Genomic DNA, 16,538 nt, shown 5'->3' on the forward strand with positions numbered 1-16,538 from the left:
CGCTTAGCCCTCCGCAGCCCGGCCCTTCTGCGGGAAGAGTCCACGCGGGCGTTTTTGAATAAACAGAATGATGAACACCAGGACAATAATCTTGGCCAGCACGGCGCCCGCCCAGGGTTCCAACACTTGGTTGATAATGCCCAGGGAAAGCCCAGCCACTAGAGTGCCCCATAGATTTCCCACGCCGCCGAAAACGACGACCATAAAGGAATCAATAATGTAGTTCTGGCCCAGATTGGGGCCGACGTTGGTCAGCTGTGATAACGCAACGCCTGCCAAACCAGCGACGCCAGACCCTAATGCGAAGGTCATAATATCGACCCGCGTGGCACGGATACCCATGGAGCGTGCCATGGCGCGGTTTTGGGTCACAGCGCGCACTTCAAGCCCTAGCCGCGTGCGGCGCATAATCAGCATCAGTGCAGCAAACACTACCAGGGCAAAACCGAGTACAAACATGCGGTTAAGAGTTAGTGACAGGGCATCGTTAATCACTAATGAGCCGCTCATCCATTCGGGCGTTATGACCGTACGGTTTAGCGGTGAAATCACCGTTCTCACCAGCTGCTGTAAAATCAGGCTGATACCGAACGTCGCCAGCAACGTTTCCAGCGGACGCCCCTTCAGGAACTGAATAACGCCCCGCTCAATGGCAATGCCCACCAGCGCGGCCACCATAAAGCCCGCAGGGATCGACAGAATTAGCGCCAATCCTGGCTGGCCGGGCAACAGCTGCTGCATCATCCAGGTGGTATAAGCGCCGAGCATGATTAGCTCACCATGAGCCATATTGATAACGCCCATCACGCCAAAGGTAATGGCCAGGCCAATCGCCGCCAACACCAGTACCGAGCCAAGCGAAAGCCCGAAGTAGAGTGTTTCCAGGCCACGGTTAATTTTGAGATTCTGCTCGATGCTGCTCAGCGCTTCATTGGCGGCATCGGCAATCATGGGGTCATCGCTATTCGCCGCGCGACTAAGCGCTACTCGAACACGTGGATGCAAACTGCCTCGCAGCGTTTCAACGCCTTCAAGCTCGCCGCTTTCAACTTGGTAAATCGCCAGCGCCTGGGTCAGCCTGCGCACTACCTCAGCGTCTTCTTCGTCAGCAATCAGTTGACTGAGCGGTTCGGCCAGCTCCTCATCGACCTCGCCCAGTAAGCGGCTGGCGGAAGTACGCCGGCGCTCAACGTTTGGCGAATACAAGTCCACTACGGCAATAGCGCTGCGTAGCTGATTGCGTAGATTGTTATTAATGCCTATACGATCCAGGTCGCGGCGGGACATCTCCCCCAGCGGTTCATTGGTCAGCGCATCTGCAACTGGCCAATCGCGACCTTGATTGTCGAGCACCACCACAAAACGACCGTCGTCAGTGCGCTGCAAGCGACCGTCCAACAAGGACTGCAGCCAATCACGCGCGCGCTCATCATCGCTTTGCAAAATAGCGTTGATCGCTTCGCCTTTGGCGGAATAGGAACGCACGTCCAGCGCGTTTAGTAGCTCAAGCGCCGCTGCGTCATCAGCCTCAACGGTGGCGCTTGTTTGTGCCTGGGCGGTGACTGTGACGCTTAACAACAGCAGACACAGCAACCCTAAGGAAAAGAAACGCCTCATGGGGTTCTTCCTTTGGTTAACAAAAAGGGGGGAACTGAAGATAACGGTGCCAAGAAAAAGTTTCCGCGAGGGCGCTGTGAACCCATCCATGGGCGCTACTTTCGCCATCTGACCGCCATGGATGGCGGAAATGCCGGAATAGCCAGGAGCATTTTCCGGCCATGGCGAAAGACCCTCGCTTCAACCTGTCCTTACACCACAGCGTTAACAGCGGTCATTTCCCTGCTATATATCGCTTTACTTACTCAGCGAGAGCCGCTTCAGCCTCTTCTGCGGCGGTGCTGCCGCCACACGAGCCGTTCACCACGTTGAAGTTGCCGCACTCCATGGGCTTGCGCCAATCGGCAATCAAATCACGTGAGCCAGGCAAGTAGTCAGACCAGGCATCGCCCGCTACGGTAGAAGGCGTTTGCCAGACGATATCGAACTGGCCATTGTCTTGAACTTCACCAATCAGCACCGGCTTGGTGATGTGATGGTTGGGCATCATCGCCGCATAGCCACCGGAAAGGTTAGGCACGGCAACACCGATAATCGCGTCTTTCACCGCATCCACGTCGGTAGTGCCTGCTTTACGCACCGCTTCGGCCCACATGTTAAAGCCAATGTAGTGCGCTTCCATGGGATCGTTGGTGACGGCCTCTTCGTCGCCGGTGTAGTCGATCCAGGCGTCGATAAAGTCGTAGTTGTCATCGGTATCGACGCTCATAAAGTAGTTCCAGGCCGCCAAGTGGCCGACTAACGGGCCGGTATCAATGCCGGTGAGTTCTTGCTCGCCCACAGAGAAGGCGATGACCGGAATATCGGCAGCATCGATGCCTTGGTTAGAGAGTTCGGTGTAAAACGGCACATTGGCATCGCCGTTAATCGTCGAAATAACCGCCGTGGGTTTGCCCTCTTCACCAAAGCGGCGTATTTCTGACACGATATTCTGCCAGTCTGAATGGCCGAACGGCGTGTAGTTGATCATGATGTCCTCATCAGCGATGCCATGCTCATCTTTGAGGAACGCTTCGAGAATACGGTTGGTGGTGCGCGGATAGACGTAGTCGGTGCCGACCAGCGCAAAGCGTTCGATGCCGACTTCGTTAATCAGATACTCAACCGCAGGAATCGCCTGCTGATTGGGGGCGGCACCGGTATAAAAGACGTTTTCCGAGGACTCTTCACCTTCATACTGCACCGGGTAGAACAGCAGGCCGTTAAGCTCTTCCACTACCGGTAGTACTGCCTTACGGGAAACGGAGGTCCAGTTGCCGAAGATCACGTCGACCTCTTCTTGTGCCAGTAGCTCTCTAGCACGCTCGGCAAATAGCGGCCAGTTAGAGGCAGGGTCGACAACCACTGCTTCAAGCTGGCGACCCAGCAAGCCACCCGCGTCGTTTTGCTGTTCAATTAGCATCTCAACGGTATCTTTAAGCACCGTCTCACTGATCGCCATGGTGCCGGAGAGTGAGTGAAGGATACCGACCTTGATTGGATCATCATCCTGGGCAATGGCCTGTGTACTGGCCCCCATGACGGCGGCGGCCATTAAGGCAGTAGCGAAACGGCCAGCAGTACGAGGGTGTGTCTTGCGCTGCAATGTGGTCACTTGAACCTCCTTGCGCCCCTTATGACGGGGCTCGTTATTTGAGCTTCGCGGCCAAGGACTCCCGTTATGTAACGTGGGAACGATTATTACGGGGCTTGGTGCATCCACTAGCTCCTAGCTGCTGCAAGGTTTGCGCCACACGACAAAAAGAAACACTAAAAATATTAAAATCAAAAAGTTAGTTTTAAAAAAAGTAGTTCCTTTTTCACTGGCCGCACTACCGTGGCGCGCCAACATCCAAAACATGCACGCTGTTTATGCACCACAACGACACCTCGCACCAATAGTGCGCTTTGCGTTGCATACGGCGATTAATCCCGCCCCATTGCTTGCATAAAAAAAGCGCCCTAGGAAACCCTAGGACGCTTTACACGCATGCCGGTGCTCTATTCAGCAGTGTTCAAACGCTTAGTGCGGCGCTTTTTCAGCAGCGGTAAACCAAGCGATAGCACAGCGATGACCAGTAACGACAGTGAAATCGGCTTGTCGATAAAGGTCGTCCAATCCCCACCGGAGATCTGCAGCGCGCGACGCATGGACTCTTCCATGATGTTGCCAAGAATGAGCGCCAGAATCAGCGGCGCGGCGGGGAAGCCGAATAAGCGCATTCCCAAACCAACCAAGCCAAAACCAAGCAGCAGTAATAAGTCGAACACGCTGAAGCTCATGCCGTATACACCGATCATGCAGAAGATCAAAATCAGTGACAGCAACAATGGCTTGGGCAGATCGAGAATCTTGGCAATCAGCGGAATCAGCGGCAGGTTAAGCACCAGTAGGAAGATATTGCCGATATACATACTGGCGACCACGCCCCAGAACACATCAGGACGCTGTTCAAGCATCATCGGGCCAGGATTAACGCCCATCACCAACAGTGCGCCAAGCAGTACGGCGGTGGTGCCAGACCCCGGCACACCCAAGGTTAACAGCGGTACAAACGAACCGGTACACGCCGCATTATTTGCCGCTTCTGGCGCAGCAACGCCTTTGATGTTGCCTTTACCAAAGGTATCGCCGTCTTTGGCAATGCGTTTTTCCATGCTATAGCCAAGAAACGAGCCGATGGTTGCGCCAGCGCCCGGCAGCACACCGGTAAAGAAGCCCAATACTGAACTGCGGCTAACAGGGCCTGCTATCTGCTTGACTTCACCACGGGACAATTTCAACGACCCGATCGCGTTACGTGGCGCTTCTTTACCACCCCCTCCGCGCAGCAACATGTAGAACACTTCGGCTAACGCGAAGATACCCAGCGCGACGACCAGAAAGTCGATACCGTCGAGCAGGTGAATAGAGCCAAAGGTAAAGCGCTCGGTGCCGGTTTGCATATCAATCCCGACAATCGAGATCATCACCCCGATAACAGCGGCAATTAAGCCTTTAACCAGCGACTTATCGGATAGCGACACAACCGCGGTTAAGCCTAGCACCATCAACGCGAAGTATTCAGCCGGGCCAAAACTCACCGCGACTTTGGAGAGCAGCGGCGCAATTAACATCAAGAAAACAACGGAGATGGTACCGCCAACAAAGGAGGAGTAAGCGGCAATCGCCAGCGCCTTACCTGCCAACCCTTGCTTGGCCATCGGATAGCCGTCAAAAGAGGTCGCAACCGTTCCCGCCACACCGGGGGCGTTCAGCAAAATAGACGAGGTGGAGCCGCCAAAAATAGCGCCGTAATACACCCCAGCCATCAAGATCAGCCCTGAAGAGGGTTCCATAGCAAAGGTAATCGGGATCATCAGCGCCAACGCGCTGATCGGCCCAAGGCCGGGTAACATGCCGATAATGGTGCCAGCAAAGACACCGGCAAAGACGTAAGCGATATTGATAGGCTCAAGCGCGATGCCAAAGCCGTACATTAGATTGTTAAAGGCATCCATGGGAGTGTCTCTCTTTTAAACCCGCTAACAGTGGGCAAGCGCGGCCTGGTTAAAACGGCAGCACGCCAGTGGGTAGGTAAACATCCATTACCCGCGTCATGGTCAAATACAGCGCTAACACCACCCCAAGCGATGTTGCCAGATTGACCCCATGGCGGCGGTAGCCGTAGTAAGCGGTTAGGCCAACACACAGCAGCGTTGAAGCCAGCACAAAGCCTAACGGCACAAGCAGGAACGCGTAGGCCGCAATGGCGATGGCGGTGACGATCACCCGCGCCCAAGGCGTTAGCAGTAGCGGTCCCTGGGTTTCGGCTTGATCAATCTGATCGGCACCCGCAATAGGCCCCGGACGCTCAAAAAACAAGCACGCCGACAGTAATAGCAGAGAAACACCTAACACTTTTGGAAATAGGTCAGAATCCACTGGGCGGGGCAGCGGAAAGTTGGGGATTTGCCAGGCCATTGCCAGATAGGCAGCCGCCACTAACGCCAACACAAGCGCTAGCCATTGGTTGGTATTGAATCGAGTCATGGGAAAGCTCTCCGAAGACGTCATTGCTGAACAGCAAGACCCTTGCGGTATCAGACGGAAGATCCCGGTGGCACGCTGCCACCGGGGGAGCCTTTGGGACGAGCGCTTACTGGCGCATCAGCCCCAGGTCGGTCAACACGCTGCTAAACTGCTCTTGTTGCTCATCCAGGAAGGTAGCGAAGGCGTCGCTATCCTGGTAGGCATCGATCCAGCCCAGCTGGTCGCTTGCTTCGCGCCATGCATCCGTTTCGAGCATTTCGGCGAAGAGCGTCTCGTAGTATTCAACCGCCTCTTCAGGCATTTCCGGCGCGCCCATTACGCCACGCCAAATATCGAAGGTGTAGTCGTAACCCTGCTCTTGGTAAGTGGGTACATCGGCCAGTCCACCGCCCAGACGCTCTGCGGAAGACACGCCCAGCGCGCGTAGCTGGCTACCTTCACCCAGCTGACCTACCGCTTCACCGGCACCGCCAATAACTGCCTCGATATGGCCACCCATCAGGTTAGTCATGGCATCGCCACCACCTGAGAAGGGAATGTAGTTGACCGAGGAGGCTTCCATACCCGCCGCGGAAGCAAGACCGGCAACCGAGATGTGGTCCATCGAGCCCGGCGCACTACCGCCACCCACGCTTAAACTAGGGTTCTCTTTGAGCGCTGCGAAAAGATCATCCAGGTTTTGATACTCGGAGTCTGCCGCCACCAAAATAATCGAATAGTCGGTATTGATGCGCGCAATCGGGGTGAAATCAGTGTGGTCGTAACGCGATGCGCCTGCCAGGGGAACTAAAATCATCGGCGGGCTGGTAGCGAAAAGTTTATGCGGATTGCCGCTATCACGGGCTACCTGAGCCCAGGCAACTGCACCGCCGCCGCCAGGTACGTTAATGGCTGCGAAGCTTTCGTCGGCCAGCTCTTCTTGCTGAATAACGCGGGACATGGTGCGCACTAGCGTATCCCAGCCGCCACCGGGGTTGGCCGGTGCAACAAACTCAATCGAACGGCTCGGTGTCCACTCTTGGGCGCTGGCGGACGTTGTCATGGCAAAGGCTGCCATCGGTAAAGCAAGCACGGCAAAGCGCTTTAGGGGAAGCATGGTCATGGGCGTTCTCCACATTAGCTATGTTGTTATATTGGCTGTGTTATAGATAGTTGTTATCTACGTATCTTTGTGTGGTTACGCCCTGCACATTAGAAGACCGCTACTCCTCGCGACAAGCTTATGACCATTAATGGCAAAAAGTGCTTTTTGTGCGTTTTGTTCATTTTGTTCACGGCCGGTTATAACGGCTCGTTTACAGTGATTCCAGCCATGTTGAGGAAGACTCAAGTAGCCGATAGCGCCGCTCAGGGCGACCGACATCGCCATAGCCAATTTCTGCATTAACCGCTTGTTCAGCCACTAAAAACTCCAAATAACGCCGCGCTGTTGAACGGCTTGCGCCCATTGCCTGCGCTACCTGCATCGCCGTTTGGGAATCATGTTCGGCTGCCAGCGACTCCACCACACGACGCAGGGTCAAACGGTCAATGCCTTTCGGCAGCGTGCGCGTAGCTTGCCGCGCAGATTCACCTGGCTGTAAGCGAGCAAGCACTTGATCCAGCTCGTCTTGACTCATTTCAGCCCGGTTCGCCAATGCCTCTCGCTCGCGACGAAAACGTGTCAGCATTTGTGTCATACGCGCCGCTTCAATCGGTTTAATCAGATAATCAAAGACGCCACCACGCAACGCTTCGCTGATGGTTTCTACTTCGCGGGCGGCTGTCACCATGACGATATCCACATGCACATAGTCGCGGCGAATCGCCCATAGCAGCTCCAGACCCTCTACATCAGGCAAGTAAGCATCTAATAAGATGAGCTGAACAGCATCAGCATGCTGGGCCATCAGGGCTTTTGCTTCACTGCCGTTACGTGCCAGCCCCACCACATAAAAGCCGTCGCTCTGCTCAATAAAAGCCTTATGGATATCAGCAATGCGAAAATCGTCTTCGACGACCAAAATACCGTACTGCGCCGCAGACATAGTGTTTCCTCTTCCTGGCGTCGTTATTATGATTTAAGGCGTTGTGGCGACTTGGTCGCAAAGCGAACGATCCAGCACGGCAATAAAGCACGCGCCGCCTAACTCGCTCTCTTCTAATGTCACCTCGCCGCCATGTTGACGGCACAACCGCGCGACCAGTGCTAATCCAATGCCACGATGTTTACCGGTTTTGGTAGAAAACCCATCTTGAAAGATCGACTCCGCATGCTCGCCGGGCACACCTGAGCCGTTATCCTCTACCTCAATCAACAGCTGCTCGCCCAGATCCGTAAAGAACAGGCGAACTTTCGGTGTGTCACTGTTTGGACCATTAAGCGCTGCATGACAGGCGTTATCTAATAAGTTGCCCACAACGCTAATCATGACCTCCTGCCCAGTGACCGTCAGTGGGCAAGAGAGCGAGCTCTGCTCATCAATTTCCAGCGCAACTCCCAACTCCCTTGCTCGCGTCAATTTACCCAACAAGATGCCGCTGAGTACCGCGTCAGCTACGTGACGCATTAAAAAGCTCATTTGCGCCTGGGCACGTTCGGTTTCGTGATGAATCAACGCTAGCGCCTCATCAACGCGATTAAGCTGCAAGAGACCAGAAATGGTGTATAGCTTGTTGGAAAACTCGTGGGCCTGGGCGCGCAGCATATCCACATCACGGCTTGCCCGGGTAAGTGCCTGGGAAAGATCAATAATTTCCCGGCGACTGCGAAATGTCGCAACGGCGCCTTCGATCTCTCCTTCGTGCAGAATGGGCACTCGATTAGCCACCACAGGATGGTCGCCCAGCCACATTTCCTGGTCAAACTCTTGCTCGCCGTGCTTTAACACCTCGATCAAGCGCGAGTTGGGCACCACCTCACGAATTGGTTGCCCCAGCAAGACCTGTTCATCCGATAGCCCTAGAAAACGGCGGGCCTGCTGATTCACTAAGGTGATCTGGCCATCGCGGTTAACCGCCAGAATACCTTCGTGGATAGATTGCAAGATGGCCTCTTTTTCCATGGCCAAGCGGGCTATTTCATAAGGCTCTAAACCAAGGATGACTTTTTTAAGGTGCTGCGACAGCCAATAGGCCCCGGCAAATCCTAGCAAAATCATCAGCGCCACTAACGCCCACCCCAGGCTGGTATAGCGAGCCACATCCATATCGACTCGTTCTAGCATAAAGCCCACCGAAACTACCCCGATGATATTACCCTCTTCATCCCAGATAGGCGTTTTGCCGCGCATGGCGGTGCCTAACGTTCCGGTAGCTTCCGATACGTATGACTGACCGTAAATCAGCGCCTGATCGTTATCCCCGCCCACCATTGGCTGACCAATACGCTCAGGCACGGGGTGCGAGTAGCGAATCGACTGGGCATTCCCCACCACCACATAACGGGCACCGGTTTCATGGCGAACGCGTTCAGCAAGCGGCTGGATAATCAGCGAAGGGTCGGGGGTCGAGAAAGCATTAACAATTTGCGGCATGCCCGCGACGGTTTTGGCCACTGCCAATGCCCGTTCGCCCATTTGGTGGGTGATAATTTCTGCTTTACGGTGGTTCAAGTAGGTGCCTTGCGCTAGCAACATCCCCGCCAGCAGAAAGCCGACCAGCAGCATGACTTGCAGGCGAAAGCTTCGCGTGTACCAGCGTCGTTTGGCGCGCGTACGGCGCCAACGCTGTAATTCGGCTAGCGTACGGGGGCGTGGGGCGGTCATAAAGGAACTCACTAGGCGCGACAGCGTCATTATGGCATGCAGCGCCAAGTGGCGTTAGCCATGGCGCTTTTTCGACTGTTTGCTTATTTAGCAGCCACTGATTTTTTTTATCGATATACTCAGCGCTTTTAAAGCGTGCATGACGAACTCTCATCCTGCAACATCGCAGCCGCTCACAAAGACTGACACTCACGGAGGAGTTACGTGTTGAGGTTATTAAAAAATGTCTTATTAGCTAGCTTGTCGCTGTGGGCAACTTCCGCCGCTGCTTATCCGTTTTACGCCCCACCACCGCCACAAGATGATACGCCGGTGTTTAGCGGCGATGCCGAACTTGGTTTTACCCACCTTTCCGGCAACACCAATAGCCAAACATTGATCGGCAAGACACGGCTGACTTGGCTGACGGGGGATTTCACTCATTCGCTGCGCGGTGAAGTCCGCAATGTGAGTAAAAACGGAGAAACCAGCGCTGAGCAATATTTAGTAGCAGGCAGGGAGCGTTTTGATTTTAGCGGCCCCCACTATCTGTTTGGCTTTGCCCGCTGGGAAAAAGACCGCTTTGCCGGCTACGACCAGCAGCTTTCTGCCATTGGTGGCTATGGGAGGCAATTGCTAGCGGGTGAACAACATTCACTATCGTTAGAAGCAGGCCCTGGCTATCGTAATGACCGATTACGCGGCGCTGATAATGAGCAATTGGCAGTTGCTTATACAGCACTCGACTATCAATTTGGCTTCTCAGATTATGCGGATATCGTTCAAGAAATGTCGGTGGAATATACCCGTCAGAACACTACAGCGCGTTCATTAACGGCACTAACGGCTCGACTAAATTCACGACTTTCGCTACGCCTTTCCCATGAAATCAAACACAACTCGCAGCCGCCTGAGGATACTAGCGAACGTACTGACAGCACCACCAGCGCATCACTGCTCTATCACTGGTAGCGCGCCGCTGCTTTCCTGTCACACAAAGAAATATTTTTTATTATCAGTGGTTTACAAAAAACGCCAACCAATTGTGGCTGCCATTAACCTATTCATCATGGTGCATCTCGCTTATTTTTCGCACTATTTTTATGCAATCCTCCCCGGGCATTAGACTTTGGTCTATACACCAGGTATACTGTCCACAGTTTCCTGTCCTCGCGCCATTCATTGAATGGCGCTTTTTTTTGTTTCGAAAATCGGATGCTTTCAGGCATTACGCCTACTCACGCACGGTTTAGTTAAGCTCAATGCTCTGCTTACCCATCCCCTGATTAAACATACTCCTGATTAAACATAGGTGTTCTTAATGAACCACCCTGCCAAGACAAGCGAGGGCACTACGCGGTTTTCCCTCGGCGATCCCATCGTACTGGTGCTTAGCATCGGTTTCATCGTGGCGTTTCTTGCCCTCTCCTTTTATGACATTGATCTTGTCGCCAACTCAATCAGCGCCGGCTTTGCTTGGACAGCCCTGGTGCTAGGCAGCTACTTTCAATTGTTACTGTTACTGACTTTTTTTATTGCCATTGGTCTAGCAGTTACGCCAGCGGCAAAAGCCAAGATTGGCAATCTTGATGCACCAGAAATGAGTACCTTTAAGTGGCTATCGATTATTCTGTGCACATTGCTGGCAGGAGGTGGGGTCTTCTTCGCCGCCGGAGAGCCGGTCTATCATTTTGTGGTAACGCCTCCTGCCTTTGACACCGAAGCGGGCACCGCCGAAGCCGTCTCAAGCGCCCTTGCCCAATCGTTCATGCACTGGGGCTTTTTGGCCTGGGCGGTACTTGGCTCGCTAACCGCGGTGGTGCTTGCCCACGCTCACTATGTGAAAGGCCAGCCACTGCAACCACGCACACTGCTTTACCCGGTTTTTGGCGAGCGGCTTATGCGTGGCCCGCTAGGTAGCGTGCTAGACGCTTGCTGCGTGATTGCGTTGGTAGCAGGTACTGTCGGCCCCATCGGATTTCTAGCGACTCAGGTAAGTTTTGGCTTGCATGAGCTGTTCGGTCTTCCCGACGGCTACCTCGGGCAGCTTATTATCCTTGCGGTACTAGGTTGCATTTACGTGCTCTCTTCGATGAGCGGTGTTCATAGAGGCATTCAACTACTTAGCCGCTTTAACGTACTGCTGGCACTTGCCATTGGCGCGGTGATCATCGTGTTTGGCCCTACGCTGTTTTTGGTCAACACTTATATGTCGAGCATGGGCGCTTACATTAGTAAGTTTTTCACCATGGCAACCATGACCGCCGACACCGCTCCCGCTTGGTGGATGCAGTGGTGGACCGTCTTTTTCTTTGCCTGGTTTATTGGCTATGCACCGCTGATGGCGATTTTCGTGGCGCGTATTTCACGCGGACGCAGTATTCGCGAAATGATTCTTGCCGTGGCGGTACTCGCCCCTATTGCGACGACCGTATGGTTCACTCTGCTGGGCGGCTCAGGCATTTATTATCAGCTCACGGGCGTCATTGATCTGACAGAAGCACTGAATAATTTCCAGTTTGATGTCGCGACGCTTACCGTGGCCCAAGCGCTCCCCGGCGGCACCTGGATGGCACTGGCAATTTTGTTATTGACGACAATTTTTGTGGCTACCACAGGTGATTCGATGAGTTATGCCATTGCCGTAGTAGGCGCTGGCCATGATGACCCAAGCCCATACGTGCGTGCTTTCTGGGGGATTGCCATGGCGCTAATGGCGGCGGTGCTGCTGTATATGGGAGCAGGACAAATTGGTGCCTTACAGCAATTTATCGTGATTACCGCGATTCCCGTTTCACTGATTTTACTGCCATCGCTGTGGAATGGCCCCCAGGCAGCCTATGCCATGGCGCGCGAACAGGGCATTATCGAGTAACGGTTGATAGTCCTTATGCAGCCCTGATGTTATAGCCCTAATGTTATAGACCTTCCAGCAGACGCAGAATCATCTGCGGCTGCTGGTTGGCTTGAGCCAAAATAGCGATACCGACCTGCTGCAGAATTTGCGCGTGAATTAGATTAGAAATTTCACGTGCATAATCCGCGTCTTGGATGCGCGACTGAGCAGCAGACGTATTAATAATGTTGGTATTGAGTCCATCGATCACACTTTCGAAGCGATTTTGTACCGCGCCTAAATAACTCCGCTGGCGATCCACCTGTTTAATGGCGCCATCTAGCGCCTTTAGCGGGTTATCCGTTGCGCTACCATCATCTAAAACACTAAAGCTTTCCAGCCCCAATGCCTGCCTATTCATGGCTGCGAAGCGCACCGCAATGCTATCGCCATCGTTAGCCCCCACCTGAATATTTACCGCTTTGCTACTATCAAACAAGCCAATGCCGTTGAAGTTACTCTGTTCGGCAAGACGATCAATCTCATCTAGGCGCTGATTGATCTCATTTTGAATTGAGTCAAGATCATCGGGAGCATTAGTACCGTTAGCCGCTTGAACACTCAATTCACGAATACGCTGCAAGTTATCGTTAATTTGATTGAGCGAACCCTCTGCTGTTTGCACCATGGAAATGCCGTCATTGGTATTGCGAATGGCTTGCTCCATACCACGCAGCTGAGCCCCCATGCGATTGGCAATCGCCTGACCTGCCGGGTCATCCTTGGCACTATTGATACGTAGCCCAGAAGAAAGACGCTCCATAGCGGTCTGCATCGATTGCTGACTGCTACGCAGATTATTCTGCACGATAAGAGACATCAGATTGGTGTTTAGGCTTAGCAACGCTCGTCTCCGAGGCAGGTCAGCCTGCCCAACAGTAGGAGGCTACACTGCTATTATCGGCCGCAACGCAAAAATCATGAGCATGCTCGTTGTTTAAGTGTCCGGCGGCTGGCAGCCAGCACTTCATCTACCGGGCGACGCACGTAGCTATGCTGGTAGTACCCCTCATCGATGACTTCGCCATCCCACGCCACAATATCCAAGTCCATGGTTCTCGGCCCTGATTTAATCGGGCCTCGCACACGTCCGAGACGATTTTCCACCTCTTTTAAGTAAGCGCGAAAAGCGTCGTGATCAAGAGATGTACGCACAAGTAAGGCTGCATTCAGGAAATCCGGCTGGTGTTGGTAGCCAACCGGCGTTGTGCGAATCGCTTCTGAGCTGGCAATCAATTCACACTCGCTGCGTAAAATAGTCAGTGCTTCGTGAAAGTGGTGTTCCGGCTCAATGTTGGTACCGAGAGAGATTAAGCATTCATGGAGGGCCGTATCTGGCGTAGTGTTTAACGATGAGAGTGGCATAGCTGCATCCTAATCCTGTAGACCCTGCTCTAGAAACTCTGCGCTTAGCGTCAAAGCGCGAAGATGGTAGTCAGGTCATATCGATGATACGTAAGACTAGCTTGCCTGTTATTTTGTTCAAGCTATGTACAAGATATTGACAAACGCTACGCTCACGCAGAAAGTCATGCTCAACGCTAACGTTAATCCACTGTGGGAGAGCTTTGCATGAGTTCATCAGCTGCACTGATCACTGGCGGCGCAACACGTTTGGGACGCTATTTCGCCGAAGCTCTAGCGGCTAAGGGCTATGATATTGCCTTACATGTGAATAGCTCACGGGGTGAAGCCGAGGACGTTGCCAAGACGATTCGCGCCAAAGGCCAGCGCTGCGAAATACTGCCATGCAATTTCCTGAGCGACTCTCTTGAAGAACTTGTGACAGCCGCCAAGCAGCACTTCCCAAACTTAAATGTGCTTCTTAACAGTGCCTCTGCATACGAACCTGCTCCCATTTCAGGCACCGACATGGCCATGCTGGAAGCGCAATTCAGGGTCAATATGTTTACACCGTTGCTGCTCACTCGTTACTTTGCAGACGCCGTTGATAAAGGACAGGTCATTAATATTATTGATAATAAAGTGGCTTATCATCAGTACCCGTATGCTGCGTATCTACTATCGAAAAAGAGCCTTGCTGATATGACGCGTATGGCAGCCCTAGAGTTTGCACCACGCCTGCGTATTAATGGGATTGCTCCCGGCGTAGTACTGCCCGCTTCTCAACGTACCAGCGACTATATTCAATGGCGAATCGAAGGTATACCCGTTAAACACCAGGGAGATCCCAGCCATCTTGTACAAGCGTTGCACTATTTATTAGACAATGAGTTTGTTGCTGGGCAAATTCTCTTTGTTGACGGGGGTGAGTCGATCAATCTTGAAGGGCAACACTCCGAAAACTATCCAGGCTGAAAGTATTCCAAACTAGCTTTAAGCCTATCTTTAAAACCTGGCTTTCAAACCTGGCTTGGCTTGCAAACCTAGCTTCCAAATCTGTCTTCAACGTCCTTTTATGCCATACGCTGCCGATGCTAATTAAGTGCATTCGGCAGTTTTCGTTGATGCTACGTTAAGCCCTTGACGATTTAATTAAAGGTCACATTTCCCACCTTCCATGGACAGAATAGTTGTCTGTAGACTCGTGAAAGTCGCCTTATTTCAGCTGGCATGCAACCCATCTAGGCGACTATTCCAACAATAAAAAGGAAATTCTCATGGAAAAACTCGCGCAACGACTGGGGCTGCGCACGGACCCAACTATTTTCTTTGTCTCTGCAGGATTGATGTTGCTGTTCCTAGTGGCATTAATCATTGCCCCTGAAACGATAGGAAGCATTTTCGCCACCGGCCGCAGCTGGGTGGTTACCAATCTTGGCTGGTTCTTTATCTTTGGGGTTAGTTTCTGGCTGGTTTTCCTACTGTGGATAGCACTCAGCCGCTACGGCAATATTCGCTTGGGCAGCGAAGACGATCGCCCGGAGTACGGCAATATTTCCTGGTTCACGATGCTATTTGCTGGCGGTATCGGCACGGTATTAATGTTCTGGGGAGTCGCCGAGCCTATTTTCCACTTTTCCAACCCTCCCCACGGCGATATTGAGCCACATACAGTAGAAGCTGCCCGTGAAGCGATGGGCTTTTCGCTTTACCACTTGGGCTTGCATACCTGGACTATTTTCACTCTGCCAGGACTAGCCTTTGCCTACTTTATTTACCGCTACGACCTCCCTGTACGCGTCAGCTCAGTGTTCTATCCGCTGCTCAAGGAGCGTATCTACGGCCCAATTGGTAAAACAATCGATATTTTTGCGGTACTCGGAACGCTATTTGGGGTGGCCGTCTCTATCGGGCTAGGCACCTCGCAAATTAATGCAGGGCTAAGCGAACTTTTTGGCATTGCTGATAGCGTGACCACTAAAGTCATTATCATCATTATGTTAACGGCAGTCGCCGTAGCCTCCATTGCAGGTGGGCTAGATAAAGGCGTGAAGCTGCTTTCCAACGTCAACATCGGCATGGCCGTAGGGTTAATGCTGTTTGTCTTGTTTACCGGTTCAACCGTCTTTCTGCTACGCGGCATTATCGAAACCCTCGGCATTTATATTTCCAATATCGTGCCTTTGTCGTTCTGGAACGACACGCTAGCGCAATACACTCGTGAAGAAGGCAGTTGGGGCTGGCAGGGTAACTGGACGGTCTTTTACTGGGCCTGGACAGTGACGTGGTCTCCCTTTATCGGCTTGTTTGTCGCACGCATCTCCAGGGGTCGCACTATTCGTGAGTTTGTCCTTGGTGTGCTGTTTGCGCCTTCGCTGTTTACGCTGGTGTGGTTTGCTATTTTTGGCTGGTCGGCCATGGAGATAGACGGCATCGGTGAGGCTGCACGCGCACAGCTAGGCGACCAAGCCGGCATGATGACAGCCGCTGTCATGGAGAGCGTGCCCTTAGCAATGTTTGCATTCTTTGAGAATTTCCCCGCTGCTACACTGATTCAAGGACTTGCCGTCGTTATCGTGGCGATTTTCTTTGCTACTTCATCGGACTCCGCTTCGCTGGTCATCGACTTACTATGCACCGGTGATACGGACCCCGGCCCAATTCATCAGCGGGTATTCTGGGGCGTCTCGGAAGGTGCCGTTGCAGCCATGCTGATCGTACTCGCAGGGGATGCGGGGCTAGTAGCGCTACAGCAAGTGATTACCGTCATCGGCCTGCCTATCTTCATTATGGTATTCGCGATGGTGTTTGCACTCATGAAGGCGCTGATGAAGGAGAAGATCAAAATCGTGCGCCCCAAAGAAGCGCCCGAACTGGATAACCTATAAAGGGTTCTAATATTCTGACGAACATGAATTACAACGGATGTTTCAACAACAGTGCC

Annotated in this window: 13 protein-coding genes; 4 read left to right on the plus strand and 9 right to left on the minus strand. The window is 52.9% G+C overall.

The window, feature by feature from the left end:
• Positions 1–3: 3 nt before the first annotated feature.
• The 7 genes from urtB to IR195_RS19215 form a co-directional block, all read right to left on the minus strand.
• Positions 4–1,617, minus strand: coding sequence for an urea ABC transporter permease subunit UrtB (urtB, locus tag IR195_RS19185; RefSeq protein ID WP_146942377.1), 1,614 nt, complete (start codon positions 1,615–1,617; stop codon positions 4–6).
• A gap of 241 nt (positions 1,618–1,858) precedes the next feature.
• Positions 1,859–3,211 carry an urea ABC transporter substrate-binding protein gene (gene urtA / locus IR195_RS19190; RefSeq protein WP_146942375.1) on the minus strand — a complete coding sequence of 451 codons (1,353 nt, stop codon included), beginning with the start codon at positions 3,209–3,211 and terminating at the stop codon, positions 1,859–1,861.
• Positions 3,212–3,597: 386 nt separating this feature from the next.
• Positions 3,598–5,097 carry a tripartite tricarboxylate transporter permease gene (locus IR195_RS19195; RefSeq protein ID WP_125752765.1) on the minus strand — a complete coding sequence of 500 codons (1,500 nt, stop codon included), beginning with the start codon at positions 5,095–5,097 and terminating at the stop codon, positions 3,598–3,600.
• 49 nt (positions 5,098–5,146) lie between these two features.
• On the minus strand, positions 5,147–5,629 hold the full coding sequence (locus IR195_RS19200) for a tripartite tricarboxylate transporter TctB family protein (RefSeq protein WP_038479364.1): 483 nt from the start codon (positions 5,627–5,629) through the stop codon (positions 5,147–5,149).
• Positions 5,630–5,735: 106 nt separating this feature from the next.
• Entirely contained in the window at positions 5,736–6,731 is a 996-nt protein-coding gene (locus IR195_RS19205; protein ID WP_125752771.1) for a Bug family tripartite tricarboxylate transporter substrate binding protein, read from the minus strand.
• 193 nt (positions 6,732–6,924) lie between these two features.
• Entirely contained in the window at positions 6,925–7,656 is a 732-nt protein-coding gene (locus IR195_RS19210) for a response regulator (protein WP_125752775.1), read from the minus strand.
• A gap of 33 nt (positions 7,657–7,689) precedes the next feature.
• Positions 7,690–9,375 (minus strand): ATP-binding protein, encoded by a 1,686-nt coding sequence (locus IR195_RS19215; RefSeq protein WP_206048358.1) that lies wholly within the window; start codon positions 9,373–9,375, stop codon positions 7,690–7,692.
• Between the two features lie 207 nt (positions 9,376–9,582).
• Between IR195_RS19215 and IR195_RS19220 the strand changes: the two genes are divergently transcribed.
• Entirely contained in the window at positions 9,583–10,326 is a 744-nt protein-coding gene (locus tag IR195_RS19220; protein ID WP_206048359.1) for a DUF481 domain-containing protein, read from the plus strand.
• 349 nt (positions 10,327–10,675) lie between these two features.
• Positions 10,676–12,229, plus strand: a complete 1,554-nt coding sequence (locus IR195_RS19225; protein ID WP_206048360.1) for a BCCT family transporter — start codon at positions 10,676–10,678, stop codon at positions 12,227–12,229.
• A gap of 43 nt (positions 12,230–12,272) precedes the next feature.
• Here IR195_RS19225 and IR195_RS19230 read toward each other — a convergent pair whose 3' ends face one another.
• Positions 12,273–13,094, minus strand: coding sequence for a flagellin N-terminal helical domain-containing protein (locus IR195_RS19230; protein ID WP_277395554.1), 822 nt, complete (start codon positions 13,092–13,094; stop codon positions 12,273–12,275).
• A gap of 74 nt (positions 13,095–13,168) precedes the next feature.
• Positions 13,169–13,615 (minus strand): 2-amino-4-hydroxy-6-hydroxymethyldihydropteridine diphosphokinase, encoded by a 447-nt coding sequence (gene folK, locus IR195_RS19235; RefSeq protein WP_125752787.1) that lies wholly within the window; start codon positions 13,613–13,615, stop codon positions 13,169–13,171.
• A 207-nt stretch (positions 13,616–13,822) separates the two neighbouring features.
• On the opposite strand from folK, the gene IR195_RS19240 reads away from it, so the two are divergent.
• Both IR195_RS19240 and IR195_RS19245 read left to right on the plus strand, forming a co-directional pair.
• Entirely contained in the window at positions 13,823–14,569 is a 747-nt protein-coding gene (locus IR195_RS19240) for an SDR family NAD(P)-dependent oxidoreductase (RefSeq protein WP_125752790.1), read from the plus strand.
• A gap of 302 nt (positions 14,570–14,871) precedes the next feature.
• Entirely contained in the window at positions 14,872–16,482 is a 1,611-nt protein-coding gene (locus tag IR195_RS19245; protein WP_125752793.1) for a BCCT family transporter, read from the plus strand.
• Positions 16,483–16,538: the final 56 nt, after the last annotated feature.

Origin of the sequence: Vreelandella venusta (genome assembly GCF_015689495.1) — a bacterium.
GTDB lineage: Bacteria > Pseudomonadota > Gammaproteobacteria > Pseudomonadales > Halomonadaceae > Vreelandella > Vreelandella venusta.